This is a genomic window from Ancylobacter sp. Lp-2 (genome assembly GCF_020523795.1).
In the GTDB taxonomy this organism is placed as follows: Bacteria; Pseudomonadota; Alphaproteobacteria; order Rhizobiales; family Xanthobacteraceae; genus Ancylobacter.
Genome location: NZ_JAJALI010000014.1, coordinates 68,456 through 87,640, shown reverse-complemented (window position 1 = coordinate 87,640; position 19,185 = coordinate 68,456). Strand labels below are relative to the sequence as shown.

19 protein-coding genes are annotated in these 19,185 nt (G+C 68.7%); 10 read left to right on the top strand and 9 right to left on the bottom strand.

The window, feature by feature from the left end:
- Positions 1–89 precede the first annotated feature (89 nt).
- Entirely contained in the window at positions 90–692 is a 603-nt protein-coding gene (locus LGR54_RS23685) for a L,D-transpeptidase (protein ID WP_214009174.1), read from the bottom strand.
- Positions 693–988: 296 nt separating this feature from the next.
- Between LGR54_RS23685 and LGR54_RS23680 the strand changes: the two genes are divergently transcribed.
- Positions 989–1,228: a hypothetical protein gene (locus tag LGR54_RS23680; protein WP_230364423.1), complete on the top strand. Its 240-nt coding sequence runs from the start codon at positions 989–991 to the stop codon at positions 1,226–1,228.
- A 226-nt stretch (positions 1,229–1,454) separates the two neighbouring features.
- Entirely contained in the window at positions 1,455–2,423 is a 969-nt protein-coding gene (locus tag LGR54_RS23675) for a magnesium transporter CorA family protein (RefSeq protein ID WP_370638267.1), read from the top strand.
- A 42-nt stretch (positions 2,424–2,465) separates the two neighbouring features.
- On the opposite strand, the gene LGR54_RS23670 is transcribed toward LGR54_RS23675, so the two are convergent.
- The 3 genes from LGR54_RS23670 to pdxH form a co-directional block, all read right to left on the bottom strand.
- The gene (locus tag LGR54_RS23670) at positions 2,466–3,539 is read right to left on the bottom strand and encodes an SGNH/GDSL hydrolase family protein (protein ID WP_230364421.1); all 1,074 of its coding nucleotides are present in this window, start codon (positions 3,537–3,539) and stop codon (positions 2,466–2,468) included.
- Positions 3,540–3,862: 323 nt separating this feature from the next.
- Positions 3,863–4,609 carry an SDR family NAD(P)-dependent oxidoreductase gene (locus LGR54_RS23665; RefSeq protein ID WP_214009177.1) on the bottom strand — a complete coding sequence of 249 codons (747 nt, stop codon included), beginning with the start codon at positions 4,607–4,609 and terminating at the stop codon, positions 3,863–3,865.
- A 41-nt stretch (positions 4,610–4,650) separates the two neighbouring features.
- Positions 4,651–5,283 carry a pyridoxamine 5'-phosphate oxidase gene (gene pdxH / locus LGR54_RS23660; RefSeq protein WP_370638266.1) on the bottom strand — a complete coding sequence of 211 codons (633 nt, stop codon included), beginning with the start codon at positions 5,281–5,283 and terminating at the stop codon, positions 4,651–4,653.
- A 114-nt stretch (positions 5,284–5,397) separates the two neighbouring features.
- Here pdxH and LGR54_RS23655 point away from each other — a divergent pair, with 114 nt between their 5' ends.
- The 8 genes from LGR54_RS23655 (at position 5,398) to LGR54_RS23620 (ending at position 12,536) form a co-directional block, all read left to right on the top strand.
- Entirely contained in the window at positions 5,398–5,814 is a 417-nt protein-coding gene (locus tag LGR54_RS23655; RefSeq protein ID WP_230364419.1) for an RT0821/Lpp0805 family surface protein, read from the top strand.
- A 238-nt stretch (positions 5,815–6,052) separates the two neighbouring features.
- A complete protein-coding gene (locus tag LGR54_RS23650) occupies positions 6,053–7,021 on the top strand; it encodes a DnaJ C-terminal domain-containing protein (protein ID WP_230364418.1) in 969 nt (322 codons plus the stop codon).
- 160 nt (positions 7,022–7,181) lie between these two features.
- On the top strand, positions 7,182–7,979 hold the full coding sequence (gene fabI, locus LGR54_RS23645; protein ID WP_230364438.1) for an enoyl-ACP reductase FabI: 798 nt from the start codon (positions 7,182–7,184) through the stop codon (positions 7,977–7,979).
- Between the two features lie 52 nt (positions 7,980–8,031).
- Positions 8,032–8,673 carry a hypothetical protein gene (locus LGR54_RS23640; RefSeq protein WP_230364417.1) on the top strand — a complete coding sequence of 214 codons (642 nt, stop codon included), beginning with the start codon at positions 8,032–8,034 and terminating at the stop codon, positions 8,671–8,673.
- Positions 8,670–9,260 (top strand): histidine phosphatase family protein, encoded by a 591-nt coding sequence (locus LGR54_RS23635; protein ID WP_230364416.1) that lies wholly within the window; start codon positions 8,670–8,672, stop codon positions 9,258–9,260. The genes LGR54_RS23640 and LGR54_RS23635 overlap by 4 nt, the downstream gene beginning before the upstream one ends.
- 70 nt (positions 9,261–9,330) lie before the next feature.
- Positions 9,331–10,722 carry a M17 family metallopeptidase gene (locus tag LGR54_RS23630; RefSeq protein WP_230364415.1) on the top strand — a complete coding sequence of 464 codons (1,392 nt, stop codon included), beginning with the start codon at positions 9,331–9,333 and terminating at the stop codon, positions 10,720–10,722.
- Between the two features lie 172 nt (positions 10,723–10,894).
- The gene (locus LGR54_RS23625) at positions 10,895–11,257 is read left to right on the top strand and encodes a MarR family transcriptional regulator (RefSeq protein ID WP_230364414.1); all 363 of its coding nucleotides are present in this window, start codon (positions 10,895–10,897) and stop codon (positions 11,255–11,257) included.
- Positions 11,258–11,684: 427 nt separating this feature from the next.
- Positions 11,685–12,536, top strand: coding sequence for a C40 family peptidase (locus tag LGR54_RS23620; protein ID WP_230364413.1), 852 nt, complete (start codon positions 11,685–11,687; stop codon positions 12,534–12,536).
- A gap of 122 nt (positions 12,537–12,658) precedes the next feature.
- On the opposite strand, the gene LGR54_RS23615 is transcribed toward LGR54_RS23620, so the two are convergent.
- The 5 genes from LGR54_RS23615 to LGR54_RS23595 all read right to left on the bottom strand — a co-directional run bounded on the left by LGR54_RS23615 (position 12,659) and on the right by LGR54_RS23595 (position 19,171).
- On the bottom strand, positions 12,659–14,431 hold the full coding sequence (locus tag LGR54_RS23615; protein WP_230364412.1) for an alkaline phosphatase: 1,773 nt from the start codon (positions 14,429–14,431) through the stop codon (positions 12,659–12,661).
- A 97-nt stretch (positions 14,432–14,528) separates the two neighbouring features.
- The gene (locus LGR54_RS23610; protein ID WP_230364411.1) at positions 14,529–15,215 is read right to left on the bottom strand and encodes an NUDIX hydrolase; all 687 of its coding nucleotides are present in this window, start codon (positions 15,213–15,215) and stop codon (positions 14,529–14,531) included.
- Positions 15,212–16,876 (bottom strand): ABC transporter ATP-binding protein, encoded by a 1,665-nt coding sequence (locus tag LGR54_RS23605; RefSeq protein WP_230364410.1) that lies wholly within the window; start codon positions 16,874–16,876, stop codon positions 15,212–15,214. The genes LGR54_RS23610 and LGR54_RS23605 overlap by 4 nt, the downstream gene beginning before the upstream one ends.
- The gene (locus tag LGR54_RS23600; protein WP_230364409.1) at positions 16,873–18,060 is read right to left on the bottom strand and encodes an ABC transporter permease; all 1,188 of its coding nucleotides are present in this window, start codon (positions 18,058–18,060) and stop codon (positions 16,873–16,875) included. The genes LGR54_RS23605 and LGR54_RS23600 overlap by 4 nt, the downstream gene beginning before the upstream one ends.
- Before the next feature lies 1 nt (position 18,061).
- Positions 18,062–19,171 carry a microcin C ABC transporter permease YejB gene (locus tag LGR54_RS23595; protein WP_230364408.1) on the bottom strand — a complete coding sequence of 370 codons (1,110 nt, stop codon included), beginning with the start codon at positions 19,169–19,171 and terminating at the stop codon, positions 18,062–18,064.
- Between the last annotated feature and the right edge of the window lie 14 nt (positions 19,172–19,185).

The window sequence follows — 19,185 nt, the reverse complement described above, 5'->3', positions numbered from 1 at the left end:
ATCGGCCGTTGCAACGAAAAAGGGCGCCGCCGGAGGCCGCGCCCTTTTCCATTGTCTCATCCGCCCGGACGCGTCCGGCCGGTCACGCCTCAGAGCACGACGACGTCGGCGCCCTGCGGAACGCGGGTATAGAGATCGATCACGTCCTCGTTCAGCATGCGGATGCAGCCGGAGGAGATCGCCTGCCCGATATATTCCGGCTGGTTGGTGCCGTGAATGCGGAACAGCGTGTCCTTGTTACCCTGGTAGAGATACAGCGCGCGCGCGCCCATCGGGTTGTGCGGGCCGGGGCCGACGAAGTTCGGCACGCCGGCGATGCGCTCCTTGATCTCGGCGGTCGGCGTCCAGGTCGGCCACTCGGCCTTGCGGCCTACCTTGGCATCGCCCTTGAAGGCCAGGCCCTCTTCGCCGACGGTCACGCCGTAGCGTATCGCCTTGCCGTCGTTCTCGACGAGATAGAGGAACTTCTTGTCCGTATCGACCACGATCGTGCCGGGCTTCTGGCCGCCGGTATAGTCGACGATGTGCCGCTGGTACATGTCCGGCGGTAGCACCTTCTGATACGGCGCGTTCGCCAGCAACTGCTTGTCGCGGGGCGTCAGGGAAGCTTCCGGCGCCGGCGCCTTCACAGAATTACTGCAAGCACCCAAGCTAAGCGCGATGAGCATCACGCTCATCCCCCGCAGTTTCATTTTCGAGTTCTCCAGAATCACTTGCCGCAACGGCACGCACTACGCGCCGCATCCTGTATTCGGGATAGCCGAACTCGGCTTCGCCTTGAAGAGGCCATGCGAGCGCCGCATGCCGGTCGCGCGCGACTGTTGCCAAAAGGCCTCAGTTAGATTGCAACGTTTCAAATAGTTAACCAAAACGGTGACAAAATCCATGCATGCCTACCGCCCCGCCGCAATTTGCTTAATTCTGACGCAGTCGTCGCCCAATTCGTTGGCAGTCGAACCCGTCAAGGGCGATGCATAGGAGGAATATCATGTCGGCCGAGGACAACCGGGACATCGAACCGGGTCGCGGGCGCTGGGAGCGCTCGCAGCAGAGCGCCCATTGGCGCGAAATCGGAATTTCCGCCGTCGCGGCGGCGGCGCGCTACGCGTCCACCCCGCTGCCGCCGATGCCGGCGCCCGGCACCGGTACCAGCACCGACGTAGCCCAATCCGCGACGGCCGAGCCGAAGGTCGTCACGCTCCGGGACATCGAGTTCTTCGCGGCCTGATTCGTCCGCCCGTCCGATATGGACGCCCGGACCCCGCCGCACCTCCCTTTCCCCTTGCCAGCCATGCCGACCGCCACCGCCGGGGCCGGACAGTCCCGGCGTGCCGCTGGTTGTTGCCATCGGCCGGAGGGAGTAAGGCTGGCCAACGCCGGCAGGGACATCCGGGCGGGGAGACGCCATGATTCATGCCTATTGCCTGCGTGGAGGCGCACTCAGGCGCGTTGACATGTCGCCCGCGGGCAAGGGGGCGGACGGCGAGGGGCGCGTGGGCGAGGAACGTGTGGGCGAGATGCCCGCCGACGCGGTCTGGATCGATCTGGTCAATCCCGATCCGGCGGAAGACCGCTTCGTCGAGGGCGCCCTCGGCATCCCCATCCCCACCCATGAGGAGATGGCGGAGATCGAGCCCTCCAGCCGCCTTCGGGTGGAGAACGAGGCGCAGTACATGACCGGCTCGCTGGTGCTGGGCAGCGAAGGCGAGCGCCCCACCCTGTCCGAGGTCAGCTTCATCCTGTTCCGCGGCCGGCTGCTGACCGTGCGCTATGGCGAGTTCAAGGCCTTCAGCCTGGTCCTCGCCCAGCTGGAGCGCGGTTGCGCGGAAAGCCTGCGCGGCGACCAGATCTTCATGTCGCTGCTCGATGCCATCGTCGATCGCACCGCCGACACCATCGAGCGGGTGGCCTCCGATATCGACCTCATCTCCCGCCGCATCTTCGAGCGCGACAATGGCCGCGACAGCCAGCGCTACCGGGCGATCCTGCGGCAGATCGGGCGCAAGGGCGACCTTGCCTCCAAGGCGCGCGAGAGCCTCGTCTCCATGGCCCGCATCGTCACCTTCCTCGCGGCGGAGAGCGAGGGACGACGCCCGGCCAAGGACCAGCGCATGGCGCTGAAGAGCCTGCAGCGCGACCTCTCCTCGCTGACCAACCACGTGTCCTATCTGGGCGACAAGATCACCTTCCTGCTCGACGCCACGCTCGGCATGGTGTCGATCGAGCAGAACAACATCATCAAGATCTTCGCGGTGCTGTCGGTGGTGTTCATGCCGCCGACGCTGATCGCCTCGATCTACGGCATGAACTTCCAGTACATGCCGGAGCTGGCCGACCACTGGGGCTACCCGCTGGCGCTGGTCGCCATGCTGGTCGCCGCCATCGGCCCCTACCTGTTCTTCAAATGGAAGCGCTGGCTGTAGCCGCGGAGGTACGGGCCTCGCCGCAGGCGGCGCGCCGCCGCCTCAGGTGTAGCAGAGAATGTTCGACAGATGGACGCCGGTGTCCGCATGGGGGCTCGGCACCATGCTGTTGTCCCAGAAGAAGCGCTCGCCCATGGCCTTCGCCTCCTCGCTGGGGATGGCGGTGAGCTTCACCCGCTTGGGCAGGGGATGCCATTCGTCGGAAACGCAGACATAGTTCTTGATGACGAAGCGCCCCGGCGCGGTCAGCGCGAAGGCGTGGCAGGTATATATCGCCACCGGCTCGCGCCCCTCCTCCTCGATCAGCAGGCCGCCTCCGTCGCCGGTGGCGAGATAGGACAGCGAAATCATCGGACCGGGCAATTCGACCGTGATGCTCTCCCCGCATGCCAGCCTCCCGACCTGCCGTGTGAAGCGCGAGTTCTTGAGTTCGACGGGCGTCACGCCCGGCCGGTTGATCAGCTCGATCATGGTCGCATCGTCGAAAGGGGTCGGGGAGAGCGGCGGCGGCAAGGCCCGCGGACCGCGCGGCACGATGATCGGCGGCTTGGCCACGCCCCGCGCGAGAAACGACCCCAGCGCCTGGGTGGCCTTCGGCCGCTTGTAGTGCGCGTCATCGGCATAATGGGCGAGGAAGGCGTTGCGCGCACCTTCGGTCCGGCGCCGGAGATGCCCGTCATAATCCACCCGGTAGACGTTGAAGTCCTGGCTGTAGTGGCGGGTCAGCTCATCGACGCCGCGCCGCAGCCGCCGCAGCCGGTTCAGCGTGTTCTCGCCGCTCTTGCCGAGCACGAGGTTGAAGATCTGGGCGTCGGGCGCCTGCCGCAGAATATGGCGCAGCAACCCTTCGTAACCGGCCAGCCAGGTGCTGATCTTGGTCACATGGGCAAGCTTGTAGTCGTTGATGACGAACTCGATGACGAATTTGTCGAACTCGGCGAGCTTGCCATGCATCATCGCCGCTTCGAGGCCGATCAGGCAGTTATTGGCGCCGATGCTGATGTTGGTAAGGTCACTGACCTGCAGATCGTGCTGCTGCTGGAGCACGTCGACCATGGCACTGACATAACCCGGCTCCATGACGGAATTCGATCCGCCAATGACCATCACCCGCATGCGTGCCTCCGTGCCAGATGGACGACGCTGCACCGCAAGCAAAGGCCAGCCGACAGGCGCCCCGACCTCGTAGCCAGGCCGGCACTCCTCACGACGACACGAATGGCCGAGCGCCCTCTACCCTCGGGTCAGCCCGGGCACAGTTACGTAAAGCAATAGTCGTGTCAATCGCCGATGATCGCTCGTCGCGACGAACAAAAGGTATCGCTACGGAAGTCTAAGCTGAAAATGCAGGCAGCTCTTGCTACGAATTTCACAGCCGGCCGGGCAATCGAGAGGCAGCGCGCCGCAAGCGGATGACATTCCGCCGGCGCGCCCGCCGCTCACACATGCTGGCCGCCATTGATGTGGATCTCGGCCCCGTTCAGATAGGACGAAGTGTCGGTGCACAGCACGTAGATGATCTTCGCCACCTCGTCGGGGGTGCCGAGCCGCTGCATCGGGATCTGCTCGACGATCTTCTCGGTGCCCGGCGACAGGATGGAGGTGTCGATCTCGCCGGGAGCGATGGCGTTGACCCGCACCCCCAGCCGGCCGAAATCGGCCGCCATCTCGCGCGTCAGCCCGACCAGCGCCGCCTTGGAGGTGGCATAGGCGGCCCCGGCGAAGGGGTGCACCCGCATGCCGGCGATCGAGGTGACGTTCACCACCGCGCCCTGCGTGCGCTTCAGCTCGTCGAGCAGACCGCGCGCCAGCAGGATCGGCGCGAAGAAGTTCACCTGGAACACCTTGCGCCAGGTCTCCTCCGGCGTGTCGAGCGTGCCGAGCCGGGCGCCGCCGGCGCCCTTGGGCGAGATGCCGGCATTGTTGACCAGCGCGTGCAGCTGGCCGTCCGGCAGCCGGCTCTTGATCTCCTCGACGGCGCGGCGGGTATCCGCCTCGTCGCCGAGATCGACCTGGATATGGTCCTCCGGCCCCATCTCCCACGGGCAGTTCTCCGGGAAGGCGTGGCGCGAGCAGGTGATCACCCGCCACCCGGCCGCCGAGAATCGCTTCACGGTGGCATGGCCGATCCCGCGCGAGGCGCCGGTCAGCAACAGGGTGCGGCGGGGCTGGTTGGTGCCCGACATGATGAGCCTTGTCTGGTGAATCGAGTTGGAAAAGGTCTAGCTCAAGGATAGAGGCGTGTCTTGGTCCAGGACAGGCCCTCGCCCTCTCGGCGGAACACGATCCGGTCGTGCAGGCGGAACGGCCGGTCGTGCCAGAACTCGATCTGCACCGGCCTGATGCGGAAGCCGGTCCAGTGCGGCGGGCGCGGCACGCTGCCGAGGGCGTATTGCGCCGTCACCTTGGCGATCGCCGTCTCCAGCGCGAAGCGCCCTTCCAGCGGCGTCGACTGCTTGCTGGCCCAGGCGCCGATCTGCGAGAGGCGCGGGCGGGTGGCGAAATAGGCGTCGGCCTCGGCATCGCTCACCTGCTCCACCGGCCCGCGCACGCGAATCTGCCGGCGCAGCGACTTCCAGTGGAACACCGCCGCCGCCTTGGGATGGGCGACGAGTTCCTGCCCCTTGGAGCTGCCGGTATTGGTGAAGAAGGTGAAACCGCGCGCGTCGCGGGCGTTGAGCAGCACCATGCGCACATCAGGCAGCCCCTCCTCGTCGACGGTGGCGAGCGCCATGGCGTGCGGGTCGTTCGGCTCGCTGGCCTGCGCGTCGGCGAACCACGCCTCGAACAGGGCAAACGGCTCATCGGCGGCGGTGAAATCACCGGCTGTTAACGGTTCTTGCGTATTCATTGGCTTCATCGATGGCAGCGGGACCGGGGGCGGCCCATGGTGACAGCAAGCGAAAAGGCAGCGGCGGCGAAGGACGTGTGCGGCCGGCGTCTCCCATATAGTCGGCGGTGGGCGTCGCGCCCAGTGCTTTTCCGTCTCATCGCGCTGCTGCCGTCGGTGGCGCTCGCCGGCTGCGGCTCACTGGCGCCGGGGCTCGACGGCACCGTCACCGGCTCGATCGCGCCGACGCCGGCTCCCATCACCGCCAGCAGCGAGCCGGCGCCGAAGGGGGTGACGCCGGACGACTGGATCGCCGCCCGCCGGGCGCTGGCCGAGGCACTCGCCGCCCGCGACGCCGCCCCGAGCGTGCCGTGGGAGAACAGCGCCACCGCGACGCGCGGCACCGTCACCCCGCTCGCCAGCAAGGACGACGGCAACTGCCGCGCCTTCCTCATGAGCTTCGTGCGGGCCGACAATGAGGACTGGCTGCAGGGCGAGGCCTGCCGCACGACCGCGCGCGGCTGGCGCATCGGCCAGGCGCGGATGCTGGAGCGCGGCTGAGGCCGCGCTTGAACTAAAGACCGGCGCGGCTGAGGCCGCGCTTGAACTGAAGACCAGCGCGGCTGAAGTCGCGCGGGACCCACGGGCCGGCACGGCACAAATCGGCGCGGCGCAACGGTTTTGCGGGGATTATCGCGGATATCGCCACCAAACGCGCGCCGGACCGTTGCATCGGCGCAACACTGGCTCCATATGAGACCGTAAGTCCGGAACCGCCGGCCCGAGAAGACCAGCACCCATGCGCGATCCCTATGACATCCTCGGCGTCGCCCGCAGCGCCGACCAGACCGAGGTCAAGCGCGCCTTCAGGCGCCTCGCCAAGAAGCTGCACCCTGACGCCAACACCTCCGACCCCAAGGCGCAGGAGAAGTTCGCCGAGCTCAACGGCGCCTACGAGATCCTGTCCGACACCGAGAAGCGCGGCCAATTCGACCGTGGCGAGATCGACGCCGAAGGCAAGCCGAAAGGCTTCGAGGGCTTCGGCGCCGGGGCCGGCGGCTTCCGCCGCAGCGGTTTTCGCCGCGCGCCCGAGGACGACAGCATCTTCGAGAGCTTCTCCTTCGGCCAGGGTGGCGGGCGCGGCGGCCACGGCATGCACGATGCCGGCGGCTTCGACGACGTCATCTCCGACATTCTCGGCGGCATGGGTCGCGGCGGCCGGACCGGCCGGCGGGGCTCCTCCGCCGGCTTCGAGCCGCCACGCGGCGGCGACATCGACATCCGCCTGCCGGTGCCGCTGGAGACCGCGGTGGCCGGCGGCCCGGTGAAGGTGACGCTGCCCGACGGCCGTTCGGTGGAGGTCAAGATCCCGCCGCGCACCGTCGAGGGCTTCCGCATGCGCCTCAAGGGCCAGGGCGAGGCCAGCGCGTTCGGCGGCACGCCCGGCGACGCCTATGTGGTGATCGCCTACGCCCCGCACCGCCAGTTCCGCGTCGACGGCCAGGATCTGCGCATCGACGTCCCGGTGCCGCTGGCCGATGCGGTGCTCGGCGGCAAGGTGCGCGTGCCCACCCTGACCGGCTCGGTGGAGCTCAGCGTGCCCGCCTGGACCAGCTCGGGCCGCACCTTCCGCCTGCGCGGCAAGGGCTTGCCGGTTGGCGAGACCGGCGACGGCGATATCCTCGCCACCTTGCGCATCATGCTGCCCGAGAAGCCCGACCCGGAACTCGAGGCGCTGATGCGTCGCCACGCCGGCCCGTCGGAGTGAGCGGGCCGTGCCGGTGGCGGAGGGTGTCGCCGACCTCTCCGTCTTCCGGCTTGCTTGAGCGCTCCACGCCGCTGTGCGATAGGAACCTCTCGCCGCACGGCGTTGAATTGGGTTGACGGAGCAGGGCGTGACGGAGAAGGGCACGGTTTCGGCCGGATTGATGAGCGGCAAGCGCGGCCTGGTGATGGGAGTGGCCAATAACCGCTCCATTGCCTGGGGCATTGCGAAGGCCGCGCATATGCAGGGGGCGAAGCTCGCCTTCACCTGGCAGGGCGAGCCGCTGAAGAAGCGCGTCGAGCCGCTGGCCGCCGAGCTGGACGCCGCGCTGGTGGGTCATTGCGACGTCACCGATCCGGCGACCATCGACGCGGTGTTCGCCGAGACCGAGCGCCAGTTCGGCGGACTGGACTTCCTGGTCCACGCCATCGCCTTCTCCGACAAGAACGAGCTCGACGGCCGCTATGTCGACACCTCGGCGGAGAATTTCAGCAAGACCATGCTGATCTCCTGCTACAGCTTCACCGCCGTCGCCCAGCGCGCCGAGAAGCTGATGAAGGACGGCGGCTCCATGCTGACGCTGACCTATTACGGCGCCGAGAAGTGGATGCCGCACTACAACGTGATGGGCGTCGCCAAGGCGGCGCTGGAGGCCAGCGTGCGCTATCTCGCCGCCGATCTCGGCCCGAAGAACATCCGCGTCAACGCCATCTCCGCCGGCCCGATCAAGACGCTGGCCGCCTCCGGCATCGGCGATTTCCGCTACATCCTGAAGTGGAACGAGCTGAACGCGCCGCTGCGCCGCACCGTCACCATCGACGAGGTCGGCGATACCGGCATGTACCTGCTCTCCGATCTCGGTCGCGCCGTCACCGGCGAGATTCATCATGTCGATGCCGGCTACCATGTGGTGGGCATGAAGAACCCCGAGGCGCCGGACCTCACGCTCGAGCGGGACTGACCCCGAACAGCTTCCGGCACCAAGCGGCTTCCAGCACCAACAGGAGACGGCGATGATCAAGGCTCCCGGCGGCAGACAAGGCACTATGCGCGGTACCCTCCGCCTCGCCGTGGCGGCCCTGCTGCTCGCGGGCATCGGCCCGGCGGCTTTGCCTGCCTCGGCCGAGACCGCCATCACCGTCTACCCGCCGCCGGGCTCCGGCCTGTCGCCGGACTGGGCGACGCCGGGCTCGCCGAACCAGGACAGCGGCCTGCCGCCCAGCTTCCAGCAATACCCGTTCTGGAATCGCATCTTCGGCGGCGGCGGCGCCATTTTCCCCGGCTACACCTCGCCCACCAGCAATGACAGCAGCTATCAGCGCCTCGCGCTGCTCACCGGTGGTGGCAGCGGCCGCGTCGTCTTCGCCGCCGGCATGGCCGATACGCTCTGCCAGCCGGCCGACGCGCCGACCATCTCCATCCTCAGCGCCCCGCCCGGCGTGAACCTCTCCACCGATTACGGCGCCTTCACCGCGACCGGCAACGACGCCGGCTCGACCTATTGCCGGGGTCGCAACGTTCGCGGCACCCGCGTCGTGCTGGCCGGCCGGCCGCCGCGCGGCGGCGGCAGCGTGACGGTGAAGGTCTCCTGGCCGCGCGTCGGCCGCAATGGCGGCACCAGCTACACGCACACCGTGGCCCTCCCGTCGCGATGAGCAAACGCCGCATCTTCCTCGTCCGCCACGGCGAGACCGACTGGAACCTCGCCGGCCGCCTGCAGGGCAGCCACGACATTCCGCTCAACGATCTCGGCTGCGAGCAGGCCGCCAGCCTCGCCCGCGTCATCGGGCGGCTGGCCGGCGACGTCGCGCCGCTCGACTATGTGGCGAGCCCCCTGTCGCGCGCCGCCCAGACCATGGCGATCCTGCGTTCCGAGCTCGGCCTGTCGCCGGAGGCGTTCCGCCGCGAGCCCCGCCTGAAGGAGATCTCCTTCGGCCGCTGGGAGGGCTTCACCTGGACCGAGCTGCGCCGCCGCGACCCGCAATCGGTCGCCGAGCACCGCGCCGATCCCTGGCGCTACCGCCCGCCGGAGGGCGAGAGCTATTCGGATCTCTCGGTGCGGGTGATGGCGGCGATCGGCGAGATCACCCGCGACGCCGTCGTCGTCACCCATGGCGGCGTGGTGCGGGCGATACTGCACGCCCTCACTGGCATGCCGGCGCAGGAAGCGGTGTTCCTGCCGGTGCGCCAGGGCGCGGTCTATCTCATCGAGGACGGCGCCTTCGAGCTCGCCCTCGCCTGACGGCGGGCCTCCTCGCCGTCAGCACAGTCGAAGCCGGGCCGGGGGCCCCAAGCCGGAGGTTGAGGAAGACATGCCGCAGGACGCCCACACCGCGCTGATCCGCGCCGAGGCCGCCGACCAGCCGCGCCCGATCTGGTGCGTCACCGCGCAGGACTGGCGCAAGGTGGCCGGCGAACTGCCGCCCATCGCCGTCGCCTTCGCCGAGGCGTCGGGCTTCCGCGCCGAGCCGGGCAAGGTGCTGGTGGTGCCGGACGCCGCCGGTGCCATCGCCGGCGTGCTGTTCGGCGTCGAGGCCAAGCCGCGCGATCCGCTCGCTTTCGGCAAGCTCGCCACCACCCTGCCCGCCGGCGATTACCAGCTCGCCAGCGGCGCCGCCGATCCGCGCCTCGCCGCTCTCGCCTTCGGCCTCGGTGCCTACCGCTTCGAGCGCTACCGCACTCGCAACGCGCCGCGTCCGCGTCTCGTCATTCCCGAGGGTGTCGACGAAGCCGGGCTGATCCGTACCGTGGAAGCGGTGGCGCTCGCCCGCGACCTCGTCAACACGCCGGCCAACGACATGGGTCCGGCGGAGCTGGAAGCCGCCGCGCGGGCGCTGGCCGCCCGCCACGGCGCCGCCATCGAGGTCACCACCGGTGGCGACCTGCTGGCCGCCAACCTGCCGATGATCCACGCTGTCGGCCGCGCGTCGCCGCGCGCGCCCCGTCTCATCGACCTCTCCTGGGGCGATCCCGACGCGCCGAAGGTGACGCTGGTCGGCAAGGGCGTGTGCTTCGACACCGGCGGCCTCGATATCAAGCCGTCCTCCGGCATGCTGCTGATGAAGAAGGACATGGGCGGCGCGGCGAGCGCGCTCGGCCTCGCGCACATGATCATGGCGCGCGCCCTGCCCGTCCGCCTGCGGGTGCTGATCCCGGCGGTGGAGAACGCCATCGACGGCTCCGCCTTCCGCCCCGGTGATATCCTGCGCTCGCGCAAGGGCCTGTCGGTGGAGATCGGCAACACCGACGCCGAAGGCCGCCTCGTGCTCGCCGACGCGCTCTCCCTCGCCGACGACGAGGCGCCGGAGCTGATGATCGACTTCGCCACGCTGACCGGCGCCGCCCGCGTCGCGCTCGGCCCGCAATTGCCGCCGGCCTATACCGACGACGAGGCGCTGGCCGCCGATCTTGCCCGCCACGCGGCGGCCGAGGCCGATCCGCTGTGGCGCCTGCCGTTGTGGAAGCCCTATGCCGGCATGCTCGACAGCCCCATCGCCGACATGAACAACGCGCCGGGCAGCGGCTTCGCCGGCTCGATCACCGCCGCCTTGTTCCTGCAGCGCTTCGTCGAGCGCGCCGGCGCCTGGCTGCATCTCGACATCTACGCCTGGAACCCCTCCTCCCGCCCGGCCCGGCCGGAGGGCGGCGAGGCGCAGGCCATCCGCGCCCTCGACGCGCTGCTGGCCGAGCGCTACGGCAGCTGACCCGGCGCGGCGGGTGGCGCGCCGCCCGCCCTCCCGCCGTCAACGCGGAAGTGATGCGCGGAAGTGATTGACCGTTAAGCCTTTCCTCAAGCCTCGCTTGCCGCAGCGTCGCGACAATGCGAGAACAATCCGTAGCCGTAACGATTGCGGGCGGATCGGCGGAGGCGGTGGAATGGCGGTCGAGATGCGCGCCTCGCAGGCCCTGCGCCTGCTGCACGAGCTGGCGCTCGCGCAGGTGCGCGACCAGATGCGCGACGAGGCGCCGGATCTGTCGCAGCGCCAGCTCGCCATCCTGCTCAGCGTCTATCTGGAGAGCCCGCCGCACACGGTGCGCGGCCTCGCCGCCCGCCTCGGCGTCACCAAGCCGGTGATCACCCGCGCCCTCGACACCATGGGCGCGCGCAAGCTGGTGTCGCGCCGGCGCGACGAGGCCGACCGGCGCAACGTCATCGTACAGCGCACCGTCGAAGGGGCGCTCTATCTGGAAAAGCTCGGCGACCTCGTGGTTGCCACCGCCCGCGCCTTGCCGCGATAGCGCACGACGCTCCCTGGCGCCGCCGGGCACCCCATTTCCGGTCGCCTCATCCTGAGCACCCGGTCGAAGATCGGCCCGAAAGGCGCCCCTCCCTGCTACGGGAAACCTTCTTTCGACGCGCGGCCAGACGCCCTCCACATCAACCGCCCGGCCGCCATCCCCCCGCCGCTCCCCGGAGCCGCTCCTGCTTTCCGCTCGGAGAGAGTGCGTCGCGCGGCCACCGGCAAGGGTCGTGACGGGAAGCATGGTCAATGCCACCGGCAAGGGTCGGCAGCCCCTATCGGCCGCGGCGGCGACGGGACATCGCGCCGTCCTGCGCCAAAGCGCCCGTGACACGGCGCGCCCCGGCAAAGGGAACGCCGCCCTTGCCTGCCGCGCCCGGCTGGCGCATGTCATAGCCGACAGGCTTCAACGGATCGCGTCGCGCATGACCTTTCTCGACCCCCGCCTTACCCCCGCCCGCCCCGATCTTGCCGCCGCGCATCTGCGCGGCACGGTGGAGGCGGCGCGCTATGTCGAGGGCACGCCCTACCGCGTCATCCGCGAGCGCGCCGGCATCACCCGCACCCCGGATTCCACCGCGCCGCTCACCACCGAGGCGCTGTTCGGCGAGACCGTCACCCTCTACGAGGCGACCGACGAAGGCTGGGCCTGGGTGCAGCTCGACGCGGACGGCTATGTCGGCTGGATGGCGCTGGAGGCGCTGGCCGCTCCTGCAGCCCCCGCGACCCACAAGGTGGCGGCGCTGCGCACCCCGGTCTTCCCCGGCCCCAGCATCAAGCTGCCGCCGACCGCCCTGCTCTCCTTCGGCGCGCACGTCACCATCACCGACAGCCGCGACCGCTTCCTGCTCACCGAGGAGGGCGGCTTCGTCTTCGCCGACCATCTCGCCCCGCTGGGTCGCGTCGAGGCCGATCCGGTGGCGGTGGCCGCCCGCTTCCTCGGCGCCGCCTATCTGTGGGGCGGCCGCTCCAGCCTCGGCCTCGATTGCTCCGGGCTGGTGCAGGCCGGGCTGACGGCGTGCGGCATCGCCTGCCCGCGCGACAGCGACATGCAGGAAGCCGCGCTCGGCCACGACATCGGTTTTACCGGCGACATCGCCGAATTGCAGCGCGGCGACCTCGTCTTCTGGCCCGGCCATGTCGGCATGATCGAAGACGGCGAGACGCTGCTGCACGCCACCGCGCACTACCTGTCGGTGGTGCGCGAGCCGCTCGGCGCGGCGCTCGCCCGCATCGAGGCCACCGGCACACCCGTACGCACGGTGAAGCGCCTCTGAGACAACCGTCTCGAATGCCAGACCACCGGCAACGCCGCCAGACCCCGAAACGAAACCGGCCCGCGCGAGGCGGGCCGGGCATCGTCGCTTTCATCCGCTGCGGGGCCAGACCCCGCGCGGCCTCACTGCGCGGAGGCGCGCTTGGTCGGCGCGCCGAGCGCCAGCGCCTCGGCGATCACGCGATAGACGTCGCTCTCTTCCATGTAGCCCTTGAAACCGTCGGCGCCCGGGCCGGTGGCCTGCAGCACGATGTCATCCACCGCATGCACGCCGGTGTCGCCGTCGCGCGGGATGTTGCCGATGCGCAGCACCGCGCCGGGCACGTCCTTGTACTGCTCGTTGGCGACGTACTTCTTCTCGGCGTTCTGCACCGCCGGCACGAACGGGCCGTCGAGCTTCGGGCGGAAGGTCTCGTAATAGTCGGGATAGTTGTTGGCGAAGATGGCGAGGCGCTTCGAGACATCGATGCGGTCGGGGAAGCCGTCGCCGTCCTTGTCCTCATAGTTGGGGAAGCCGGCCTCGGCATAGGTGCCGACCTTCTCGCGCATCTCGGTGCCCGGCTTGTTGTCGTCGATGGTGCCGATCACCGAGACACCATGCGCGTGGTCGCCGGTGACGACGATCAGCGTGTCCGGGTTGGTCTTGGCGAATTCGCGGGCGAGGCCGATGGCCTGGTCGAATTCGATGGTCTCGACCACCGCGCGGTCCCAGTCGAGCGGGTGGGACATCTTGTCGATCGAGGCGCCCTCGACCATCAGCACGAAGCCGTCCGGGTTCTTCGACAGCGCGTCGAGCGCGGTCTTGGTCATGTCGACGAGGCCCGGCTGGTCGGGGAACTTACCGACCGTGCCCTTCTTCAGCTGGTTACGGTCGAGCCAGGTGTCCATGTTGCCGGGATGGAACACGCCGAAGATCTTGCCGGAGTTGGATTTCGAGGCCTGCTCCAGCTCCGCCTTGGTGGTGGCGATCTGGTAGCCGTCGGCCTTGAACAGCTCGACGAAGTTCTTGTCGTCCTTGCGCTTCGAGCCGGGGGTCGACTGCGGGATGAAATAGGCGCCGCCGCCGCCGAGCACCACGTCCGGACGGACGTCGTACATCATCTGGGCGATCTCGGCCTTGTCGGCGCGCTTGCGGGTATGCGCGACCACCGCCGCCGGGGTGGCGTCCTGCAGCTCGGCGGTGGAGACGATGCCGAGCGCCTTGCTGCCGGTGCGGCGCACCGCCTCGCCGAGCACCTCGACCTTCGGGTCGTCGAACGAATCCTTGGTGCGGTCGGCATAGACGCCGATGGCGTTGATCGCGCTCTTGTGGCCGGTCATGTAGGCCGACATGGAGTTGGCGCTGTCCACCGCGATCGAATCGGTCGAGGAGGTGCCGATGAACGCCATGTGGTCCATGTAGTCCATGTTGAGCTTGCCGTTGGCCTTACCTTCGGTATTGCCCTTCGACATGATGCGGGCGGCGGTGCGGTGCGCCACCGACATGCCGTCGCCGAGGAAGAAGATCACGTTCTTCACCTTGGGCAGCGCCGGGGTGCCGTACACCTCCCAGGTCACCGACTTGGTCTTGCCGGCGGCGCTGGCTTCCACCTTGTAGCTGCCGGGGGCGGCGATGGAGATGTCGCGCAGCAGCACCGCCGAGGCTTCGACGCCCGGCTCCTTCTCGACGAAGGTCACTTCCTTGCCGAGGACCTTCTTGTAGTCCTCGCCATTGATGGTGATCTTGACGTCTTCCGGCTTCACCACGCCGTCGAACTCCACCTTGAAGTCGAAGGGCGAGCCCTGGAGGATGGTGGCGCGGTCGAGCGGGTAGACGGCCTCGGCAAAGGCCGCGCCGGACAGCACGGTCGAGGAAAGAAGAGCGAGGCTGGCGGCAGCCAGCAGGGTCTTGCGCATGGAGGATCTCCCGCTTCGGACAGGCGGCGCGGCCGCGGATCGGGGAGTCCTCTAGGCAGCTTCAATGTCACGCCGGTGACAGTTGGCCGGCGTTACGTCATTTAGCCGGCGCAGATTGCACGGCGAACGCCTCCGCCCGCGCGCGATTCAGCGCAAACCATTGCAGCGCCGCCAGCGTGAACACGTTGCCGATCAGCCCCGGCGCCGGGGCGACGAGGGCCTCCATCGCCGCCTCCGCCGGCAGCAGGAACGGGCGGGTATGCTCCGCTTCGCCCGGCTCGCCGGCCTCCGCCGGCACCGCGGCCGCATCGACCAGCGCGAGGAACAATTCGGCATGTTCGTCGGTGACGCCCGGCGTCGGCATGAAGCTCAGCATCGGCATGAGCGCTAGCGGCTCGACGCCCAGCTCTTCACCGCATTCGCGCCGCGCCGCGAACGCGGCCGTCTCGCCGTGCTCGATACGCCCGGCAGCGATCTCGACGAGCTCACCGCGCCCGGTCGCCACATGGGCGGCGAGGCGGAACTGGCGGATCAGCGCGAACACCCCGGCGGCCGGGTCCCAGGCCAGCACCGCCACCACCGGCCCGACCCGCAAGATGTCGCGCACCTGCGTCAGCGGCGCCCCGCCGGCGCCGGGCAGCGTCACCGTGTAGCGATGATAGGGCCGGAAGCCGTCGCCGCCGATATCGGCGGGGCCCTCCAAAGCGACCTTCACCGCCCGGTCGCCGAGCGCCTCGCGTTGCGCGCCCTCTTGCGGCGCCCCCGCGCGCCGTTCCCCGCTCACGCCGGGGCTCCGGCGGCGGTCCCGTTCGCCCCCGGCGCCTCCTCCAGATGGAAGGCGGCGGCGAACAGCGCCCGCGTATAGGGCGTCTTCGGGTCGGCGAACATGGTCGAGGCCTCGCCCTGCTCCACCACCTCGCCATGCCGCATCACGATCAGCTTCGATGCCAGCGCCGCCACCACCTTGAGGTCGTGGCTGATGAACAGGTAGGTCAGCCCGCGCCGCTTCTGCAGGTCGCGCAGGAGGTCGACGATCTGCGCCTGCACGATCATATCGAGCGCGCTGGTCGGCTCGTCCAGCACCACGAAGGTCGGCTCCAGCACCACGGCGCGAGCGATGGCGACGCGCTGGCGCTGGCCGCCGGAGAATTCGTGCGGGTAGCGGTGCCGGCTCGCCGGGTCGAGGCCGACATCGGTCAGCGCCGCCACCACCCGCGCGTCGCGCGCCTCGGCGTCGAGCTCCGGCTGGTGCACCTTCAGCCCCTCGCCGATGATGTCGGCGATCGACATGCGCGGGGAGAGCGAGCCGAACGGGTCCTGGAACACGATCTGCATGTCGCTGCGATGCGCCCGCATCGCCTTGAAGCCGAGCGTGTCGACATGCTGGCCCATGAACACGATCGGCCCGTCGGAGGAGATCAGCCGCAGCAAGGCGAGACCGAGCGTGGTCTTGCCCGAGCCCGATTCGCCCACCACGCCCAGCGTCTCGCCCTTGCGGATGGCGACCGACACCCCGTTCACCGCCTTCACATGGCCGACGGTCTTGCGCATGAGCCCGGCCTTGATCGGGAACCACACCTTGATATCCCGGGCCTCCATGATCAGCTCGGCCTCGGGATGCGGCGGCGCCGGCTCGCCCGAGGGCTGGGCGGCGATCAGCTGGCGCGTATAGGCGTGCTTGGGAGCGCCGAACACCTCGTCGACCGTTCCCGCTTCGACGATCCGGCCCTTGTTCATCACGCAGATCCGGTCGGCGATGCGCCGGACGATGCCGAGGTCGTGGGTGATGAACAGGAGCGTCATGCCGAGCCGCGCCTGCAACTGCTTGAGCAGCGCGAGGATCTGCGCCTGCACGGTGACGTCGAGCGCGGTGGTCGGCTCGTCGGCGATCAAGAGCTTCGGCTCGTTGGCGAGCGCCATGGCGATCATCACCCGCTGGCGCTGGCCGCCGGACAGCTGGTGCGGATAGGAGCCGAGCCGCGTCTCCGGCTCAGCGATGCCGACCTCGGTGAGCAGCTCGATCACCCGCTTGCGCGCCGCCGCCCCCGAGATGCCCCGGTGCAGCGACAGGATCTCGGCGATCTGCTGCTCCACCGTGTGCAGCGGATTGAGCGAGGTCATCGGCTCCTGAAACACCATGGTGATGTCGTTGCCGCGCACGCGTCGGATCTGCCGCTCCTCCATGGCGAGCAGGTCGCGCCCCTCGAACATCACCCGGCCCGAGGGATGCGAGGCGGCGGGATACTGCAGCAGCTTGAGGATGGAGAGCGCGGTCACCGACTTGCCGGAGCCGCTCTCCCCCACCAGCGCCAGCGTCTCGCCGCGCTTCAGCTGGAACGACACATGGTCGACCGCCACGGCCGGCACCCCGCCCTCGCGGGCGAAGGCGACGGAGAGATCCTCGACGGAAAGCAGCGGCGCGTCGGAGGCGGTGATGTCACTCATGCAAACGTCTTCCGCGGGTCGAAGGCGTCGCGCACCGCTTCGCCGATGAAGATCAGCAGGCTCAGCATGAACGCCACGGTGAAGAAGCCGGTGAGCCCCAGCCACGGCGCCTGCACGTTGGACTTGCCCTGTGCCAGCAATTCGCCGAGCGAGGGCGAGCCGGGCGGCAGGCCGAAGCCGAGGAAGTCGAGCGCGGTCAGCGTCATCACCGAGGAGGAGACGATGAACGGCATCATGGTCAGCGTCGCCACCATGGCGTTGGGCAGGAGGTGCCGCCACATGATCACGCCATTGGAGACGCCGAGCGCCCGCGCCGCCTGCACATATTCGAAGTTGCGCGCCCGCAGGAACTCGGCGCGCACGAGGCCCACCAGCGCCACCCAGGAGAACAAGAGCAATATGCCGAGCAGGATCCAGAAGCCCGGCGCCAGGATCGAGGAGATGATCAACAGCAGGTACAGCGCCGGTATCGCCGTCCAGATCTCGATGAAGCGCTGGAACAACAGGTCGGTCCAGCCGCCGAAATAGCCCTGCACCGCGCCGGCGGCCACCCCGATCACCGAGGAGATGATGGTCAGCACCAGCCCGAACAGCACCGAGAGCCGGAAGCCGTAGATCAGCCGGGCCAGCACGTCGCGGCCCTGGTCGTCGGTGCCGAGCCAGTTCCATTCCAGCGCGCCGCAGCCCCCGCCCGGATGCCCCAGCTTCTCGGCGATCGGCGCGCATTGCGCGTCGGTCAGCATCCAGGTCGGCGGCGAGGGTGCCGGGGTCGGCAGGTCGAGATTATGCGTCGAGTAGGAGTAACGGATCGGCGGCCACACCATCCAGCCGTCGGATTCGGCGATCAGCTTCTGGAGGTAAGGGTCGCGATAATCCGCCTCGGTCTCGAAGTCGCCACCAAAGGCGGTCTCGGGATAGGCCTTGAAGGCGGGGAAGTAATAACCGCCGTCATATTCGACCAGGAACGGCTTGTCGTTGGCGATGAACTCGGCCCCGAGGCTGGCCACGAACAGCACCGCGAAGATCCAGAAGCCCCAGAATCCCCGCCGGTTGCGGCGGAAATTGGCGAGGCGCCGCTGGTTGATCGGCGACAGCCGCGAGCGCTCGCGGGTCTCCGGCGGGGCAGCCCCGGCGGCGGACGGCGGGGCGGGCGGCAGCACGGGCTGGGAAGCGGAAGCGTCCATCTCAGACATCCCGCGTCTCGAAGTCGATGCGCGGATCGACCCAGCTATAGGTGAGGTCGGAGAGCAAATTCACGAACAGCCCGACCAGTGAGAAGATGTAGAGATTGGCGAACACCACCGGATAATCGCGGTTGAGCACGCTCTCGAAGCCGAGCAGGCCCAGCCCGTCGAGCGAGAAGATGGTCTCGATCAAGAGCGAGCCGGAGAAGAACGCGCCGACGAAGGCGCCGGGAAAGCCGGCGATGATGATCAGCATGGCGTTGCGGAACACGTGGCGGTACAGCACCGCCCGCTCCGACAGCCCCTTCATCCGCGCGGTGACGACATATTGCTTGCGGATCTCGTCGAGGAACGAGTTCTTGGTGAGCAGCGCCATGGTGGCGAAGGCGCCCAGCACCATGGAGGTGATCGGCAGCACCAGATGCCAGAAATAGTCGAGGATGCGCGCGCCCCAGGACAGTTGGTCCCAATTGTCGGAGGTGAGGCCGCGCAAGGGGAAGATCGAGAAGAACGAGCCGCCGGCGAACAGGATGATCAGGAGGATGGCGAACAGGAAGCTCGGTATGGCGTAGCCGACGATGATCACCGCCGAGGTCCACACGTCGAAGCGCGAGCCGTCGCGCACGGCTTTCGCGATGCCGAGCGGGATCGAGATCGCGTAGGTGATCAGCATCATCCACAGGCCGAGCGAGATCGAGACCGGCATCTTCTCCTTGATCAGGTCGATCACCGAGATGTCTCGGAAATAGGAGCGGCCGAAGTCGAAGCGGGCATAGTCCCACAGCATCTTGCCGAAGCGCTCATAGGCCGGCTTGTCGAAGCCGAACTGCACCTCCAGCTGCTTGATGAAGGCCGGATCCAGCCCCTGCGCGCCGCGATATTTCGAGGACACCGGATCGCTCGACCCGGCGCCGCTGCCGGCCCCGCCGCCGAAATCGCCGCCGCCGCCGGAAATGCGCTGGGTGGCGGAGGAGCCCTCGCCGGTGAGTTGGGCGATCACCCGCTCGATGGGGCCGCCGGGCGCGAACTGCACCACCGCGAAGGAAATCAGCATGATGCCGACGAGGGTCGGCACCATCAGCGCGATACGGCGGACGATATAGGCGAGCATGCGGGGTGCAAACC